The sequence below is a fragment of the Roseateles sp. GW821-FHT09G03 genome (assembly GCF_059416045.1).
The window spans coordinates 157,326-173,022 of record NZ_JBWKOK010000004.1 but is presented as its reverse complement, the minus strand read 5'-3'; the positions used below and the strand labels follow the sequence as shown (position 1 = coordinate 173,022).

The following is a 15,697-nucleotide window of genomic DNA, read 5'->3' as shown; positions in this document are numbered from 1 at the left end:
CTCATGTCACCGCCGCCTTCTTGTTGAAGCGCGCCTCGCGCCATTCTTCGGTGGCCAGCACCTGATGCAGATGCTCGACCGCGTCCCACGCGTCGGCGAAGCCGATGTACAGCGGCGTGAAGCCAAATCGCAGGATGTGCGGCACCTCGTCGAGACGCGCCGGGTCGCCCGCGCGGAAATCGCCGATCACGCCGCGCTCGATCAGTGCCTGCACGACCGCGTAGCCCGTCGTCTCATGCAGTGGGGCCTTCAGTGCCAGGCAGACTTGGCTGCCGCGCTGCGCGGCGTCGCGCGGCGAAACGACGTAGACACCTTGCCCGCCGCAGCGCTCCTCGGCGAGTCGTGCGAACAGCTCGGTCAACGCGATCGACTTCTCGCGCAGCGCCGCCATGCCGCCGAAGGGCTCGGCCGCGAGCAGCGTGTCGACGCCGCACTCCAGCGCCGCCGTCGACAGGATCGCCGGCGTGCCGCAGATGTAGCGCTTGATGCCGGGCGCGGGCGCGTAGTTCGACGTGAACTGGAACGGCGCCGCATGGCCCAGCCAGCCCGACAGCGGTTGCCAGAAACGGTCGGCGTGGCGCGGATGCGCCCAGACGAAGGCCGGCGCGCCGGGCCCGCCGTTGAGGTACTTGTAGCCGCAGCCGATGGCGAAATCCGCATCCGCGGCGTTCAGATCGACCGGGATCGCGCCCGCGGAGTGCGCAAGGTCCCACACCGTCAGCGCGCCGGCCGCGTGGGCCGCGGCGGTCACCGCCTTCATGTCGTGCTTGCGGCCGGTGCGGTAGTTGACCTCGGTCAGCATCAGCACGGCGAGCCGGTCGTTCAGCAGGGCCGGGATCTCGTCGACGTGATCGACGAGGTGCAGCGCCATGCCGAACTGCTCGGCGAGGCTCTCCGCGATGTAGAGGTCGGTCGGGAAGTTGCTGCGCTCGGAGACGACGACCGTGCGACGCCCCTCGGCGTCGCCGGCCTTGACGATGCGCAGCGCCGCGCTCAGCACCTTGTAGAGGTTGAGCGAGGTCGAGTCCGCGACGATCGTCTCGCCCGGCTTCGCGCCGATCAGGCGGCCGATCTTGTCGCCGATGCGCGAGGGCAAATCGATCCAGCCGGCCGTGTTCCAGCTCTTGATCAGGTCGCGGCCCCATTCGTCGGCGATCACCTGCTGCACGCGCGCGGCGGTCGCCTTGGGCATCGCGCCGAGCGAGTTGCCGTCCAGATAGAGCGTGCCCGCGGGCAGCGAGAACTGGTCCTTCAGCGGCGCCAGCGGATCGGCGGCATCCAGGGCCAGGCAGTCTTGTCTTGTTGTCATCGATGATCCAGATGAATTCAGAAGGAAGGGGTCATAGCGCCCGCAGCACCGCGCGCACCGGCGACGCGCAAGCGCCGGCGAGCTTGAGCGGCAGCGCGATCAACTCGTAGTCACCCTCGGGCACGTCGTCGAGCACGAGGTTCTCCAGCACGCGCAGGTCCAGGCGCAGCAGACGCTGATGGCTGTCCAGCGTCTTGCTGGTCGCGGGATCCACGCTGGGCGTGTCCAGGCCGATCAGCTTCACACCGCGCGCGGCCAGCCACTCGACGGTCTCGGGCGCGTAGGCGCTGAACTCGGGATTCCAGACCGTGTCCGCGCGCTCGTTGCAGCGCACCAGCACGCGCGCCGGCAGGTCCTGCGCGGCGTGCTCCAGATGCTCGACGCGGATCAACGGACCACAGCCGATCGCATGGATCACACGGCATGGACCGAGGTAGGGATCGAGCGCGACCTCCGCCGCGCTCGCGACGCCGTCGGCGTAGTGCAGCGGCGCATCGGCATGCGCGCCCACATGCGGCGACATCGTGATCGCGCTCAGGTTCACCGGACAGTCCGGCGACAGGCGGGCGGTCCACGTCAAGGCGTAGGGCTCGTCGCCGGGAAAGATCGGCGCGTCGGGCGCCACCACCGGCGAGATGTCCCACAGCGTTCGTTGCGAGGATCGTTGGGACGATCGTGGGGAGGATGGGCTTGTTGACTTCATCTGCTGCTCCTGCCGGGCCGGTGGCACGACGGCGCGCACCTTAGCGCGGGGTCCTGGGCCGTGGTGTCGGTTAATTCCAACAAGGCCGGACCGTTTGCGCAAGCCGCCCGGTCCGACGACGGCGATGGACTCAGGGTTATCAGGCGGACCGTCATCGTTGACACTTCAACTATCCAGACCTAAAGTGATTCCGTCAAGCAGTCCTCGCCCGACGCTCGCCGGGTTTTCCATCATGCGTATCACCTGCATCGGCGGCGGTCCCGCCGGCCTGTACTTCGCGCTGCTGATGAAGCGGCAGAACCCGGCGCACGACGTGACGGTGCTGGAGCGCAACCGTGCCGGCGACACCTTCGGCTGGGGCGTGGTGTTCTCGGACCAGACGCTGGCGGCGCTGCGCGAGGCCGATCCGAAGACGGCCGAACAGATCCTGCAGTCCTTCAACCACTGGGACGACATCGCCGTCCACATCGACGGCCGCACGATGGTGTCCGGCGGACACGGCTTCTGCGGCATCGGCCGGCGCAAGCTGCTGGACATCCTGCGCGAGCGCTGCGAGGAACTGGGCGTCGTCCTCCGCTACGAAACCGATGTCGCCGACGACGCCGACATCGATGCCGACCTGATCATCGCGGCCGACGGCCTCAACAGCCGCCTGCGCCAGAAGTACGCCGCGACCTACCAGCCCGATGTCGATCTGCGGAACTGCCGCTTTGTCTGGCTGGGCACGACCCGGCTGTTCGACGCCTTCACCTTCGACTTCCAGAAGACCGAGTGGGGCTGGTTCCAGGCGCACGCCTACCGCTACGACGACACGCATTCGACCTTCATCGTCGAGACGCCGGAGCAGGTCTGGAAGGCCGCCGGCCTCGAGGACACGAGCAAGGAGGAGGGCATCGCCTTCTGCGAGAAGCTCTTCGCGAAGGTGCTCGACGGCCATCCGCTGATCTCGAACGCCGCGCACCTGCGCGGCTCGGCGCAGTGGATCCGTTTCCCGCGTGTCGTCTGCAAGCGCTGGGTGCATCACAACGGCCGCGCGCCGGTCGTGCTGATGGGCGACGCGGCGCACACCGCGCATTTCTCGATCGGCTCGGGCACCAAGCTCGCGCTGGAGGATGCGATCGCACTGGCGCGCGACATCGAGCGCCACGGCGGCGGTGTCGACAGCCTGACCGCCGCGCTGGAGGAATACGAGGCCACGCGTTCGATCGACGTGCTGCGCATCCAGAACGCCGCCCGCAATTCGACGGAGTGGTTCGAGAACGTCGAGCGCCACGCGCGCCTGGCGCCGGAGCAGTTCGCGTACTCGCTGCTGACGCGCTCGCAGCGGATCTCGCATGAGAACCTGCGGCTGCGCGATGCGCGCTACGTCGGTGAGTACGAGTCGTGGCTCTCGCACCGCTCGGGCCTGGACCGCGCCGCACCGCCGATGTTCACCCCGTTCACGCTGCGCGGCGTGAGCTTGAAGAACCGTGTCGTCGTGTCGCCGATGGCGCAGTACTCCTGCGAGGACGGCCAGCCCGGCGACTACCACCTGACTCACCTGGGCGCCCGCGCAATGGGGGGCGCGGGCCTGGTGTTCGTTGAGATGACCTGTGTCTCTCCCGACGCGCGCATCACGCCGGGATGTCCGGGCCTGTGGAGCGACGCGCAACGCGACGGCTGGAAGCGCATCGTGGATCACGTGCACCGCAGCTCGACCGCGAAGATCGCGATGCAGCTCGGCCACGCCGGTGCGAAGGGGTCGACGCGCGTCGCCTGGGACGGCATCGACCAGCCGCTGGACGAGGGCAACTGGCCCTTGATCTCGGCGTCGCCGCAGCAGTACCTCGACGGTGTGAGCCAGTGGTCGCGCGAGATGACGCGCGCGGACATGGATCGCGTCAAGGCCGACTTCATCGCCGCCACGCGTCGCGCCGCCGAGGCCGGCTTCGACTGGCTGGAGCTGCACTGCGCGCACGGTTATCTGCTGTCGAGTTTCCTGTCGCCGCTGACGAATCAGCGCAGCGATGAGTTCGGCGGCTCGCTGGAGAACCGCCTGCGCTATCCGCTCGAGGTCTTCGCCGCGATGCGTGCCGTGTGGCCGCAGGACCGACCGATGTCGGTGCGGATCTCCGCGAACGACTGGGTGCCGGGCGGCACGACGACGGACGACGCGGTCGCCATGGCGGAGGCCTTCAAGGCCGCGGGCGCCGATCTGATCGACGTGTCCTCGGGCCAGGTGAGCAAGCGGGAGAAGCCCACGTACGGCCGCATGTGGCAGACGCCGTTCAGCGAGAGCGTGCGCAATCGCGCCGGCATCGCGACGATCGCCGTGGGGGCGATCTCCGAGGCGGATCACGTCAACAGCATCATCGCGGCCGGCCGCGCGGACCTGTGCGCGATCGCGCGTCCGCATCTGGCCAACCCGGCCTGGACGCTGACGGAGGCGGCAAGGATCGGCTACCTGTCCGGTCCCGGCCTGGAGTGGCCGGTCCAGTACCTCTCCGGCAAGAGCCAGATGGAGCGCGAGTTCGAGCGCCAGCGCGCCACCGGCGGCGGTGCCGCGGCGCAGGAACAGGCCAACAAGGCGCTCGGCGTCTGAAGCGGGAGGCATAGCCATGAGCAACAAATACCCGCTCGAAGGCCTGCACGCCGTCGTCACCGGCGGCGGCTCCGGCATCGGCGCGGCGATCGCGCAGGCGCTGATCGCCGACGGCGCGCGCGTCACCCTGATGGGCCGGCGCATCGACCGGCTGAAGGAACAGCGCGACCGGCTGAACGTCGACGGCGGCCCGTCCGTCGAGCTGCAGGTGTGCGACGTCGGCGACGAAGCCAGCGTGCGCCAGGCCTTCGCAGCGGCGGTGGCCGCGGCGGGGCCGGTCGACCTGCTGGTCAACAACGCGGGGCAGGTCGAGACGGCGCCGCTCGCGAAGACCTCGCTGGACACCTGGCAGCGCCTGCTCAACGTGAACCTCACCGGCAGCTTCCTGTGCAGCCGCGAGGTGTTGCCCGCGATGACCGAGCGCCGCTTCGGCCGCATCGTCAACGTCGCGAGCACCGCGGCGCTGAAGGGCTATGCCTACGTCGCGGCCTACTGCGCGGCCAAGCACGGCGTGCTCGGCCTCACGCGCGCGCTGGCGCTGGAGACGGCGCGCAAGGGCGTGACCGTCAACGCGGTCTGCCCGGGCTACACGGAGACCGACATCGTCGCCGGCGCGATCGACACCATCGTCGCCAAGACCGGGCGCACGCCCGACGAAGCGCGCGCGGAGCTGGCCTCGGTCAATCCGCAGGGGCGGCTGGTCGATCCGGCGGAGGTCGCCGCTTCGGTGGCATGGCTGGCGCGACGCGACAGCGGTTCGATCACGGGACAGGCGATCGCGGTCGCCGGCGGGGAGGTGATGTGATGCGCGATGCTGCACGAGATGCCACCAACGGCGCGACGCGCGCTACGGCAAAGGCAACGACACCGGACATCGACGACGATTCCGGCGCGGAGTTCGGACCTGACCTGGAATCCCGCATGCACGACGGCGATCACCAGGCCTTGCGGCTCTGGCTGCGCCTGCTGGCCTGCACGACGCGCATCGAGGACCAGATCCGTCAGCGCCTGCGCAACGACTTCGGCACGACGCTGCCGCGCTTCGACCTGCTCGCGCAGCTCGAGCGCAGTCCCGATGGACTGACGATGCGCGAGCTGTCGCAGCGGCTGATGGTCACGGGCGGCAACGTCACCGGCATCACCGACCAGCTGGAGGCCGAGGGCCACGTCGTGCGCGAGCCGCATCCCTCGGACCGGCGCAGCGTCACGGTGCGCCTGACGCCGGCCGGCCGGCGCCAGTTCAAGCGCATGGCCGCGACGCACGAGGGCTGGATCGTCGAATTGCTGGCCGGCTGGCCGCCCGAACAGAAGACGCAGGTGTACGAGCTGCTGGCGGGGCTCAAGGGCCATCTCGCGCAGCTCGATGCCGCCCGCAAGTGAACATCATCAGCGAATGACCGCCGCGGGCCAATGACCGTCGCCGGGAATTGACCACCGAACGCGAACCCAGGACAACCAGGAGTACCCATCGATGGACAGCCACCTCATCAGCGGCAACACGCGCAGCCTGAAGGGCTTCGAGCCGAAGCACTTCAGTTGGCGGCATGAAGGTGCGGTTGGCGTGATCACGCTGAACCGTCCCGAGCGCAAGAACCCGCTGACCTTCGAGTCCTACGCCGAGCTGCGCGACCTGTTCCGCACGCTGGCCTACGTGGACGAGGTGAACGCGATCGTCGTGCAGGGTGCCGGCGGCAACTTCTGCTCCGGCGGCGACGTGCACGAGATCATCGGCCCGCTGACGAAGATGGCCATGCCGGATCTGCTGGCGTTCACGCGCATGACCGGCGACCTGGTCAAGGCGATGCGCGCCTGCCCGCAGCCGGTGGTCGCCGCGATCGACGGCGTCTGCGCCGGCGCCGGCGCGATCATGGCGATGGCCTCGGACCTGCGCGTCGGCACGGCGCGCAGCAAGACGGCCTTCCTGTTCACCCGCGTCGGCCTGGCCGGCTGCGACATGGGCGCCTGTGCGCTGCTGCCGCGCATCGTCGGGCAGGGGCGCGCGTCGGACCTGCTCTACACGGGTCGCAGCCTGGGCGGCGAAGAGGCGCTCCAGTGGGGCTTCTTCAACCGCATCGCCGAGCCGGACGTGCTGGAGACACAGGCCGTGGCCTGGGCCGCCGAGATCGCCGCCGGTCCGAACTTCGCGCATGCGATGACCAAGCGGATGCTGCACCAGGAGTGGACGATGGGCGTCGACGAGGCCATCGAGGCTGAAGCGCAGGCGCAGGCGATCTGCATGATGACGCAGGACTTCCACCGCGCGTACCACGCGTTCGTCGCGAAACAGCGCCCTGAGTTCAAGGGCGATTGAGGACGGCCATGAATCATCTGAAGCATCTGGACTGGCCGTTCTTCGAGGACAGTCATCGCGCGCTCGCGAGCGAGCTAGATGGCTGGTGCGCGCGCAATCTGGCGCACGGATCGGTCGATCATGAGGATGTCGATGCGAGCTGCAAGTCGCTGGTGAAGGCGCTCGGCGCCGGGGGCTGGCTGCGGCACGCCGTGGCGGGCGAGGGCGAGGCCATCGACACGCGCGCCATCTGTCTGCTGCGGGAAACGCTCGCGCGGTACGACGGCCTCGCGGATTTCGCGTTCGCGATGCAAGGCTTGGGCTCGGGGGCGATCTCGCTGATGGGCACGCCGGCGCAGCGTGAGGCCTACCTGCCGCGCGTCTCGCGTGGCGAGGCGCTGGCCGCGTTCGCGCTCTCCGAGCCGGAGGCGGGATCCGATGTCGCCGCGATGCAATGCGCAGCGCGTGAGGACGGCGACCACTACGTGCTCGACGGCGAGAAGACCTGGATCTCCAACGGCGGGATCGCGGACTTCTACGTCGTGTTCGCGCGCACGGGCGAGGCTCCCGGTTCGCGCGGCATCAGCGCGTTCATCGTCGACGCCGGCACGCCGGGCTTCGAGATCGCCGAGCGCATCGACGTGATCGCGCCGCATCCGCTGGCGCGCCTGCGCTTCACCGGCTGCCGCGTGCCGAAGACCGCGATGGTCGGCGCGCCGGGCGAGGGCTTCAAGGTGGCGATGCGGACGCTGGACGTGTTCCGCACCTCGGTCGCCGCGGCGTCGCTGGGCTTCGCACGACGCGCCCTCGAGGAAGGTCTGAATCAGGCCAAGGAGCGCGCCATGTTCGGCGCCACGCTGGCCGACCTGCCGCTGACGCAGGCCAAGCTCGCCGACATGGCCTGCACGGTCGACAGCAGCGCGCTGCTGGTCTACCGCGCCGCGTGGGAGCGTGACCAGGGCCGCACGATCACGCGCGAGGCGGCGATGGCCAAGCTGATGGCCACCGAGGGCGCGCAGCGCGTCATCGACGCGGCCGTGCAGCTGCACGGCGGCCGCGGCGTTCGGCGCGGCGAGATCGTCGAGTCCCTGTACCGCGAGATCCGCGCCCTGCGCATCTACGAAGGGGCCAGCGAGGTCCAGCAGCTGATCATCGGACGAGACCTGTTGAAGAACGGCTGAGCACGAACGAGCACGCAAGCACGAGCACGCAAGCACGAGCACGGACAGGAACGGACAAGGACTTCCTCATGCATCGCACCGCCCACCAGGACACTTTCGCTCGCGACCACCTGCCGCCGCAGGACCAGTGGCCGGCGCTGGTCTTCGACCTGCCGGAGCTGCAGTTCCCGGAGCGCATGAACTGCTCGTGGGACCTGCTGGACCGGTGGGTGGCCGAGGGGCAGGGCGATCGGACGTGCGTGATCGGCGGCGACGGTCGCGGCAGCGAGATCCGCTGGACCTACGCCGAGTTGCAGGCGCAGGCCAACCGCATCGCCCACGTGCTGGTGAACGAGCTGGGCGTCGTGCCCGGCCACCGCGTGCTGCTGCGCGGCGCCAACACGCCGCAGATGGCCGCCTGCTGGTTCGCGGTGATGAAGGCCGGTGCGATCGCGGTCGCGACGATGCCGCTGCTGCGGGCGAAGGAACTCGGCCAGGTCATCGAGAAGGCACGTGTCTCGCACGCGCTGTGCGACGCGGCGCTGGCCGAGGAGCTGGAAACGGCGCGTGCTCAGTTCCCCGTGCTGGAGCGGGTCTGCCTGTTCCGCAGCGACGCGGCCGATGGACTCGAAGCGCTGGCCGAGTGCCAGCCGGCGCGCTTCGACAACGTCGACACCGCGTCCGACGACTGCGCGCTGATCGCGTTCACCTCCGGCACGACGGGGCAGCCCAAGGGCACGATGCACTTCCATCGGGACGTCATCGCGATCTGCCGCTGCTGGCCGGTGCACTGCCTGCGCGCGCGGGCCGACGACGTCTTCATCGGCAGCCCGCCGCTGGCCTTCACCTTCGGGCTGGGCGGCCTGCTGCTGTTCCCGCTGAGCGTCGGCGCGACGGCGGTGCTGCTGGAGAAGGCCTCGCCCGACGCGCTGCTGCCGGCGATCGAGAGGCACCGCGCCACCGTCTGCTTCACCGCGCCGACGTCCTATCGCGCGATGGCCGCGGCGATCGCCGCCGGAGCGGCGGCCTCGGGGGGCGGCTCGAGTGCAGGCGCGGGCAAGGCCTACGACCTGTCCTCGCTGCGCAAGTGCGTCAGCGCCGGCGAGGCGCTGCCCGCCGCGACACGTCAGCTGTGGAAGGACACGACCGGCATCGAGATGATCGACGGCATCGGCGCGACCGAGATGCTGCACATCTTCGTCTCGCACACCGAGGAGACGGCGCGCCCCGGCGCGACCGGCAAGCCGGTGCCGGGCTACCGCGCCCGCGTGGTCGACGACGAGGGCAACGACGTGCCGCAAGGCAGCGTCGGCAAGCTCGCGGTGCAGGGGCCGACCGGCTGCCGCTACCTCGCGGACGACCGCCAGCTCAAGTACGTGCAGCACGGCTGGAACCTCACCGGCGACGCCTACCTCATCGACGCCCACGGCTACTTCGTCTACCAGGCGCGCACCGACGACATGATCATCTCCGGCGGCTACAACATCGCCGGCCCGGAGGTCGAGTCCGCGCTGCTCGCGCATCCGGCGGTGGCCGAGTGCGCGGTGGTCGGCGTGCCTGACGACGAACGCGGCCAGGTGGTGAAGGCCTTCGTGGTGCTCAAGCCGGGCGCGATCGGCGGGGCCGCCGCGACTGCTTCGGCCGGCGTGACCGCTGCCGGCGGCGTGACCGATGAGGCCGTGCTGATCAAGGCGATCCAGGACTTCGTCAAGGCCACGATCGCCCCGTACAAGTACCCCCGTGCGATAGAGTTCCGCGCCAGTCTGCCCCGCACCGAAACGGGCAAGCTGCAGCGCTTCCGCCTGCGTGAGCAGTAACCGCAGTCTTCCGACCGACCGTCCCTTTCCTTCCCGGAGAAGCCGATGAAGATGCCGTCGAAGTCCCCCGCGTTCCTGCTTTCCCAGACCGTCGTCCGCGCAGCGTCCGCCGCGCTCACGGCGTCCGCCGCGCTGGCCGCGACCATGCCCGCCGCGCACGCGGCCGACAAGCTCAAGGTCGGCATGCTCAGCACGCTGTCCGGCGCGGGCGCCGGTCTCGGCGTCGACATCCGCGACGGCTTCGCGCTCGCGGTGCAGCAGAACGGCGGCAAGCTCGGCGGCCTGGCGGTGGAGACCGTCATCGCCGACGACCAGCAGAACCCCGAGGTCGCCAAGCAGTCCGCCGAGCGGCTGCTCAAGCGCGACAAGGTCGACGTGATGACCGGCATCGTGTTCTCCAACGTGATGCTGGCGGTCGGCCCCAGCGTCTTCGCCGCGCAGGTGCCCTACATCAGCGCCAACGCCGGCCCGTCGCAGTACGCCGGCGAGCAGTGCAACCCCTACTTCTTCAACGTCGCCTGGCAGAACGACAACCTGCACGAGGCCATCGGCAAGACGGTGATGGACAAGGGCTTCAAGAAGGTCGTCGTGCTCGCGCCCAACTATCCGGCGGGCAAGGACGCGGTGGCGGGTTTCCGGCGCTACTACAAGGGTGCCGTCGCCGACGAGATCTACACCAAGCTCGGCCAGCTCGACTACTCGGCCGAACTGGCGCAGGCGCGCGCGGCCAAGCCGGATGCGATGTACATCTTCCTGCCCGGCGGCATGGGCATCAACTTCATCAAGCAGTTCGTCGGCGCGGGGCTGTCCAAGGACATCACGCTGTTCGGGCCGGGCTTCTCGGCGGACGAGGACGTGATCAAGGCCGTCGGCGAGCCGATGCTGGGCATGTTCAACAGCTCGCACTGGGCGCACGACCTGGACAACCCGGCCAACAAGCGCTTCGTCGCGGACTTCGTCAAGGCCTACGGCCGGCTGCCCTCGCTGTACGCGAGCCAGGGCTACGACGCGGCGCTGCTGATAGCCGCCGCCGTGCGCGACGTGAAGGGGAAGATCGAGGACAAGCCCGCGCTGTTGAAGGCGCTGAAGGCGGCGAAGTTCGAGTCGGTGCGCGGTCCCTTCCGCTTCAACCACAACCAGTACCCGGTGCAGGACTACTACCTGCGCGTGATCACCAAGGACCCGCAGGGCCGCGTGACCAACCGGACGCTGGGCAAGATCTTCGAGCAGCACGCGGACGCGTACGCGCCGCAGTGCAAGATGAAGTGATGGCGCAGGAACGCTGACGTGACCCGACGACCGCCGTTCGCGATGACGCCTTCCCGGAGCGTTCCGCCATGGATCTGATCCTGATCGCCGAGCAGGCCCTCAACGGCCTGCAGTTCGGGCTGATGCTGTTCCTGCTGGCCGCCGGCCTGACGCTGGTCTTCGGCATCATGGACCTGATCAACCTCGCGCACGGCTCGCTGTACATGATCGGCGCCTACCTGGCCGCCGCGGCGATCGCGGCGGGCGCGTCCTTCCTGGTGGCCGTGCTCGCGGCGGTCGCGGGCACGGCGCTCTTCGGCATGCTGCTGGAAGTGACGCTGCTGCGCCGGCTCTACCAGCGCGATCACCTGAGCCAGGTGCTGGCGACCTTCGCGCTGATCCTGATGCTCAACGAGGGCGTGCGCATGATCTGGGGCGAGCAGCCGCTGCTGCTCAACACGCCGGCCGCGTTGTCCGGTCCGGTGGAGCTGCTGCCCGGCCTGATGTACCCGGCCTACCGGCTGCTGATCATCGGCGTGGGACTCGCGGTGGCGGTGGGCCTCTATCTGCTGGTGACGCGCACGCGCTGGGGCATGTGGGTGCGCGCCGGCGCGTCCAACCGCGCGATGACCACGGCGATGGGCGTGCCCGCGGACCGGCTGTTCACGGCGGTCTTCGGCATCGGCGCGGCGCTGTGCGCGCTGGCGGGCTCCCTGCTCGGGCCGCTGCTGGCCGTGCAGGTCGGCATGGGCGAGAGCATCCTGATCCTCGCCTTCGTCGTGATCGTCATCGGTGGCATCGGATCGATCCGTGGCGCGCTGGTCGGCGCGCTGCTGGTGGGGCTGGTGGACACGGGTTCGCGCACGCTGCTGCCGGCGCTGCTGCGGCAGGTCGCGTCGCCGGAGGTGGCGTCCACGCTGGGCCCGTCGATCGCGGCCATCCTGATCTACGTGCTGATGGCGGCGGTGCTGTTCTGGAAACCGCGCGGCCTGTTCCCCGCGAGAGGCTGATCCGATGACCGACCCCTTGCGTCCCCGTCGCACCCTGCTGCACCACCGCGCCGGCGGTGCCTGGATCTGGGCGCTGTTCCTCGCGCTGGCGGCCTTGCCGCCGCTGCTGCAGATGCTGGGCCTGGAGTTCTACACGGTGGTCGCCACGCGCGTGCTGATCTTCGCGATCGCCGCAGCGAGCCTGAACCTGATCCTCGGCTTCGGCGGCCTGGTGAGCTTCGGTCACGCCGCCTTCGTCGGCATCGGTGCGTACACGGTGGGCGTCTTGGCGGACGCGGGCGTGGCGTCGGCGTGGATCGCGTGGCCGGCGGCGATGGCCGTGTCCGGCGCGGCGGCGGCCGTCATCGGCGCCATCAGCCTGCGCACGCGCGGCGTCTACTTCATCATGATCACGCTGGCCTTCGCGCAGATGTTCCATTACCTGGCCGTCTCGCTGAAGGCCTACGGCGGGGACGACGGCCTGCCGGTGCCGGCGCGGTCCGCGTTGAACGGCCTGCCGGTGAACCTCGCCGACGACGCGTCCTTCTACTGGGTCGCGCTCGTGTTGTTCGCGCTGGTCTTCGCGGGGTTGCGGCGGCTGGTCAACTCGCCGCTGGGCTGGCTGCTGCAGGCCGCGCGTGAGAACGAGACCCGCGTCACCGCGACCGGCGGCCGCGTCTTCGCGGTGCAGTGGACGGCCTTCGTCGTCGCGGGCGCGATCGCGGGACTCGCGGGCGCGCTCCTGGCGAATCTCAACGGGCTGGTGTCGCCGCACCTGATGCACTGGTCGCAGTCGGGACAGCTGATGGTGATGGTGATCCTGGGCGGCGCCGGCGCGTTGTGGGGTGGCCCGCTCGGCGCGGCGGTGTTCCTGCTGCTCGAGGAACTGCTGTCCGGCGTGACGATCCACTGGCAGTTCGCACTCGGGGCGATCCTGCTGGTCGTGGTGCTCTTCGCACCGCGCGGACTGGCGGGCCTCTTCGACCGCTTCACGTCAAGGAAGACCTCGGCAGCGCCGGCGTCGTCGACCTCATCGACCTCCTCGACGTCCTCGGCCAAGTCGAAGGGAGCCGCCCATGCCTGACCTCACGACGATGTCGATGGCTGCGGCGCTGCCCTCCGCATTGCCCGAGCTCTCGCTGCTCCAGGTCCATCGGCTCGTGAAGCGCTTCGGCGCGCTGGCCGCGACCGACGAGGCGAGCTTCGACGTCCGCGCCGGCGAAACCCACGCGCTGATCGGCCCGAACGGCGCCGGCAAGACGACGCTGATCCACCAGATCTCCGGCGCGCTGGCGCCCGACGGCGGCGGCACCTTCTTCGACGGCGAGGACGTGACCGCGCTGCCGATGCCGCGCCGCGTGCGCGAGGGCCTGGTGCGCTCCTTCCAGATCACGAGCATCTACAAGCGTTTCACGGTGCTGGACAACGTCGTGCTGGCGGTGCTCGCGCGGCGGCCGTCGGCGCCGTCGTGGTGGCGATCGGCGCGCGCGGACGAGGCGGCTTATGCGGACGCGGAGGCGATGCTGACGCTGGTCGGTCTCGCCGCGATGGCGGACCGTATCGCGGGCAGCCTGGCCCATGGCGAGCAGCGCCAACTGGAGCTCGCCCTCGCGCTGGCCGCGCGGCCGCGCTTGCTGCTGCTGGACGAGCCGATGGCCGGCATGGGACCGGACGAATCGGCGCACATGGTGGAGCTGCTGTCCGCCTTGAAGGCGCAACACCTGACCCTGCTGCTGGTCGAGCACGACATGGACGCCGTGTTCAAGCTCGCCGACCGGGTCTCGGTGCTGGTGAGCGGGCGCGTGATCGCGACCGGCACGCCGGACGAGATCCGCAACGATGCGGCGGTGAAACAGGCCTACCTCGGTGATGAATCGATGGAGGAGGCCGCATGAGCGACGCCCTGCTCGAGATCGACGGCCTGCGCGCCGGTTACGGCGACAGCCAGGTGCTGTTCGGCCTGGACCTGCGCATCGCGCCGGGCGAGGTCGCGACGCTGCTGGGCCGCAACGGCATGGGCAAGAGCACGACGCTGCGCTGCCTGACCGGCTGGCTGGCGCCGAGCGGCGGCCGCATCCGTTTCGCCGGCGAGGACGTCACCGGCTGGCGCGCCGACCGCATCGCGCGGCTGGGGCTGGCGATCGTGCCGGAGGGGCGGCAGATCTTCCCCAATCTCAGCGTGCTCGAACACCTGAAGGCCTTCGAGGCCAACCGCTGCCGCGCATCGGAGCCGTGGACCGTCGAGCGCGTCTTCGCGCTCTTCCCGCGGCTGAAGGAACGCGCGGCCAACATGGGCCAGCAGCTGTCGGGCGGCGAGCAGCAGATGCTCGCCATCGGCCGCGCGCTGGTGACCAATCCGCGGCTGCTGGTGCTGGACGAAGCGACCGAGGGCCTGGCGCCGCTGATCCGCGAGGACATCTGGCGCTGCCTGGACACGCTGCGGCAGGCCGGGCAGACGATCCTGGTGGTCGACAAGTATGTGAAGCGGCTGATCCGGCTGGCGGACCGGCACAGCATCCTGGAGCGCGGGCAGGTCGTGTGGCGCGGGGACTCGGCGGCGCTGGCGGCGGATCACGGACTGTGGCATCGCCACCTGGGCGTATGACGGAACGCGTCACCCAGCGGAACGCAGCGAGACCACAGGACACGGCGAGACTCGGAACGACATGACCAGGAGGACGACATGACCAGGAGGACGACATGACGGCTGCTTTCGAGCGCGAGGTGCTGATCCGCTTCGGGCATTGCGACCCGGCGGGCATCGTGTTCTTCCCGCGCTATTTCGAGATGCTGAACGCCTTCGTCGAGGACTGGTTCAACGAAGGCCTCGGCGTCCCGTACGCCGAGCTGCTCGGCCCGCGCCGCGTCGGTCTGCCGACGGTGCAGCTGCAGACCAACTTCGAGCGCATCAGCCGCCAGGGCGAGCGGCTGGTGCAGCGGCTGTGGATCGAGCGCGTCGGGCGCAGCTCGCTGTCGCTGCGCGTCAGCTTCGACGGCGCGGACGGTCCGCGCGTGAGCTTCGGGCAGGTGCTGGTGTGCACCTCGCTGGAGACGCACCAGTCGCAACCCTTTCCCGAGGACGTCCGCGCCGCGCTGGTGCGGGCCGTCCAGCAGCAGCAATCCCATCAATCGTCAGAGCAGTAGAGGAGTCACGACGATGAGCGACAACACCGACAACGAGAAGACAGGCGCCGGCAAGCGCGTGCTTCAGCCCGCGGGCTGGGCGCCGCCGCGCGGGTATGCGAACGGCGTGGCCGCGACCGGGACCGTGGTCAGCGTGGCCGGGCAGATCGGCTGGAACGGCCAATGCCAGTTCGAGAGCGACGACTTCATCGACCAGTGCCGCCAGGCGCTGATCAACATCAAGGCGGTGCTGGCCGAGGCCGGCGCGGAGCCTCGGCACATCGTGCGGATGACCTGGTACCTGCTGGACAAGCGCGAGTACGTCGCCCGCGGCCGCGAGGTGGGCCAGGCCTACCGCGAGGTGCTGGGCAGCGAGTACGCGATCGCGATGACCGCGGTCCAGGTCGCCGGTCTGATCGAGGACCGTGCGAAGCTTGAAATCGAGGTGACAGCGGTGGTGCCGGCACGGGACTAGGA

General features: G+C 69.7%; 15 protein-coding genes. 13 read left to right on the top strand and 2 right to left on the bottom strand.

What is annotated here, in order from left to right; translation table 11 throughout:
• Position 1 precedes the first annotated feature (1 nt).
• Together kynU and kynB are read right to left on the bottom strand one after the other, a co-directional pair.
• Positions 2–1,309 (bottom strand): kynureninase, encoded by a 1,308-nt coding sequence (gene kynU, locus AC07OZ_RS16220; protein ID WP_495468124.1) that lies wholly within the window; start codon positions 1,307–1,309, stop codon positions 2–4.
• A 31-nt stretch (positions 1,310–1,340) separates the two neighbouring features.
• The gene (gene kynB / locus AC07OZ_RS16215) at positions 1,341–2,012 is read right to left on the bottom strand and encodes an arylformamidase (protein ID WP_495468123.1); all 672 of its coding nucleotides are present in this window, start codon (positions 2,010–2,012) and stop codon (positions 1,341–1,343) included.
• A 232-nt stretch (positions 2,013–2,244) separates the two neighbouring features.
• Between kynB and AC07OZ_RS16210 the strand changes: the two genes are divergently transcribed.
• The 13 genes from AC07OZ_RS16210 to AC07OZ_RS16150 all read left to right on the top strand — a co-directional run bounded on the left by AC07OZ_RS16210 (position 2,245) and on the right by AC07OZ_RS16150 (position 15,695).
• Positions 2,245–4,593: a bifunctional salicylyl-CoA 5-hydroxylase/oxidoreductase gene (locus AC07OZ_RS16210; RefSeq protein WP_495468122.1), complete on the top strand. Its 2,349-nt coding sequence runs from the start codon at positions 2,245–2,247 to the stop codon at positions 4,591–4,593.
• Positions 4,594–4,609: 16 nt separating this feature from the next.
• Positions 4,610–5,398, top strand: a complete 789-nt coding sequence (locus tag AC07OZ_RS16205; RefSeq protein WP_495468121.1) for an SDR family NAD(P)-dependent oxidoreductase — start codon at positions 4,610–4,612, stop codon at positions 5,396–5,398.
• Positions 5,398–5,973 carry a MarR family winged helix-turn-helix transcriptional regulator gene (locus AC07OZ_RS16200; protein WP_495468120.1) on the top strand — a complete coding sequence of 192 codons (576 nt, stop codon included), beginning with the start codon at positions 5,398–5,400 and terminating at the stop codon, positions 5,971–5,973. The genes AC07OZ_RS16205 and AC07OZ_RS16200 overlap by 1 nt, the downstream gene beginning before the upstream one ends.
• Before the next feature lie 91 nt (positions 5,974–6,064).
• Positions 6,065–6,904 (top strand): enoyl-CoA hydratase family protein, encoded by an 840-nt coding sequence (locus AC07OZ_RS16195; protein ID WP_495468119.1) that lies wholly within the window; start codon positions 6,065–6,067, stop codon positions 6,902–6,904.
• Between the two features lie 8 nt (positions 6,905–6,912).
• Positions 6,913–8,064, top strand: a complete 1,152-nt coding sequence (locus AC07OZ_RS16190) for an acyl-CoA dehydrogenase family protein (protein WP_495468118.1) — start codon at positions 6,913–6,915, stop codon at positions 8,062–8,064.
• Positions 8,065–8,132: 68 nt separating this feature from the next.
• Positions 8,133–9,860, top strand: a complete 1,728-nt coding sequence (locus AC07OZ_RS16185; RefSeq protein WP_495468117.1) for an AMP-binding protein — start codon at positions 8,133–8,135, stop codon at positions 9,858–9,860.
• 45 nt (positions 9,861–9,905) lie between these two features.
• On the top strand, positions 9,906–11,129 hold the full coding sequence (locus AC07OZ_RS16180; protein ID WP_495468116.1) for an ABC transporter substrate-binding protein: 1,224 nt from the start codon (positions 9,906–9,908) through the stop codon (positions 11,127–11,129).
• 68 nt (positions 11,130–11,197) lie between these two features.
• Positions 11,198–12,118 (top strand): branched-chain amino acid ABC transporter permease, encoded by a 921-nt coding sequence (locus tag AC07OZ_RS16175; RefSeq protein WP_495468115.1) that lies wholly within the window; start codon positions 11,198–11,200, stop codon positions 12,116–12,118.
• 4 nt (positions 12,119–12,122) lie between these two features.
• Positions 12,123–13,181, top strand: a complete 1,059-nt coding sequence (locus tag AC07OZ_RS16170; protein WP_495468114.1) for a branched-chain amino acid ABC transporter permease — start codon at positions 12,123–12,125, stop codon at positions 13,179–13,181.
• A 10-nt stretch (positions 13,182–13,191) separates the two neighbouring features.
• Complete coding sequence (locus tag AC07OZ_RS16165; protein WP_495468545.1) at positions 13,192–13,992, top strand: ABC transporter ATP-binding protein; 801 nt, start codon at positions 13,192–13,194, stop codon at positions 13,990–13,992.
• A complete protein-coding gene (locus AC07OZ_RS16160) occupies positions 13,989–14,702 on the top strand; it encodes an ABC transporter ATP-binding protein (RefSeq protein ID WP_495468113.1) in 714 nt (237 codons plus the stop codon). Before AC07OZ_RS16165 ends, AC07OZ_RS16160 begins: the two co-directional genes overlap by 4 nt.
• A 95-nt stretch (positions 14,703–14,797) precedes the next feature.
• The gene (locus tag AC07OZ_RS16155) at positions 14,798–15,241 is read left to right on the top strand and encodes an acyl-CoA thioesterase (RefSeq protein WP_495468112.1); all 444 of its coding nucleotides are present in this window, start codon (positions 14,798–14,800) and stop codon (positions 15,239–15,241) included.
• Between the two features lie 13 nt (positions 15,242–15,254).
• On the top strand, positions 15,255–15,695 hold the full coding sequence (locus AC07OZ_RS16150; protein WP_495468111.1) for a RidA family protein: 441 nt from the start codon (positions 15,255–15,257) through the stop codon (positions 15,693–15,695).
• Positions 15,696–15,697 lie beyond the last annotated feature (2 nt).

Bases quoted from the DNA above. Each gene is read 5' to 3' on its own strand.
- kynU (WP_495468124.1), bottom strand. From the start codon at position 1,309: ATGACAACAAGACAAGACTGCCTGGCCCTGGATGCCGCCGATCCGCTG.
- kynB (WP_495468123.1), bottom strand. From the start codon at position 2,012: ATGAAGTCAACAAGCCCATCCTCCCCACGATCGTCCCAACGATCCTCG.
- AC07OZ_RS16210 (WP_495468122.1), top strand. From the start codon at position 2,245: ATGCGTATCACCTGCATCGGCGGCGGTCCCGCCGGCCTGTACTTCGCG.
- AC07OZ_RS16205 (WP_495468121.1), top strand. From the start codon at position 4,610: ATGAGCAACAAATACCCGCTCGAAGGCCTGCACGCCGTCGTCACCGGC.
- AC07OZ_RS16200 (WP_495468120.1), top strand. From the start codon at position 5,398: ATGCGCGATGCTGCACGAGATGCCACCAACGGCGCGACGCGCGCTACG.
- AC07OZ_RS16195 (WP_495468119.1), top strand. From the start codon at position 6,065: ATGGACAGCCACCTCATCAGCGGCAACACGCGCAGCCTGAAGGGCTTC.
- AC07OZ_RS16190 (WP_495468118.1), top strand. From the start codon at position 6,913: ATGAATCATCTGAAGCATCTGGACTGGCCGTTCTTCGAGGACAGTCAT.
- AC07OZ_RS16185 (WP_495468117.1), top strand. From the start codon at position 8,133: ATGCATCGCACCGCCCACCAGGACACTTTCGCTCGCGACCACCTGCCG.
- AC07OZ_RS16180 (WP_495468116.1), top strand. From the start codon at position 9,906: ATGAAGATGCCGTCGAAGTCCCCCGCGTTCCTGCTTTCCCAGACCGTC.
- AC07OZ_RS16175 (WP_495468115.1), top strand. From the start codon at position 11,198: ATGGATCTGATCCTGATCGCCGAGCAGGCCCTCAACGGCCTGCAGTTC.
- AC07OZ_RS16170 (WP_495468114.1), top strand. From the start codon at position 12,123: ATGACCGACCCCTTGCGTCCCCGTCGCACCCTGCTGCACCACCGCGCC.
- AC07OZ_RS16165 (WP_495468545.1), top strand. From the start codon at position 13,192: ATGTCGATGGCTGCGGCGCTGCCCTCCGCATTGCCCGAGCTCTCGCTG.
- AC07OZ_RS16160 (WP_495468113.1), top strand. From the start codon at position 13,989: ATGAGCGACGCCCTGCTCGAGATCGACGGCCTGCGCGCCGGTTACGGC.
- AC07OZ_RS16155 (WP_495468112.1), top strand. From the start codon at position 14,798: ATGACGGCTGCTTTCGAGCGCGAGGTGCTGATCCGCTTCGGGCATTGC.
- AC07OZ_RS16150 (WP_495468111.1), top strand. From the start codon at position 15,255: ATGAGCGACAACACCGACAACGAGAAGACAGGCGCCGGCAAGCGCGTG.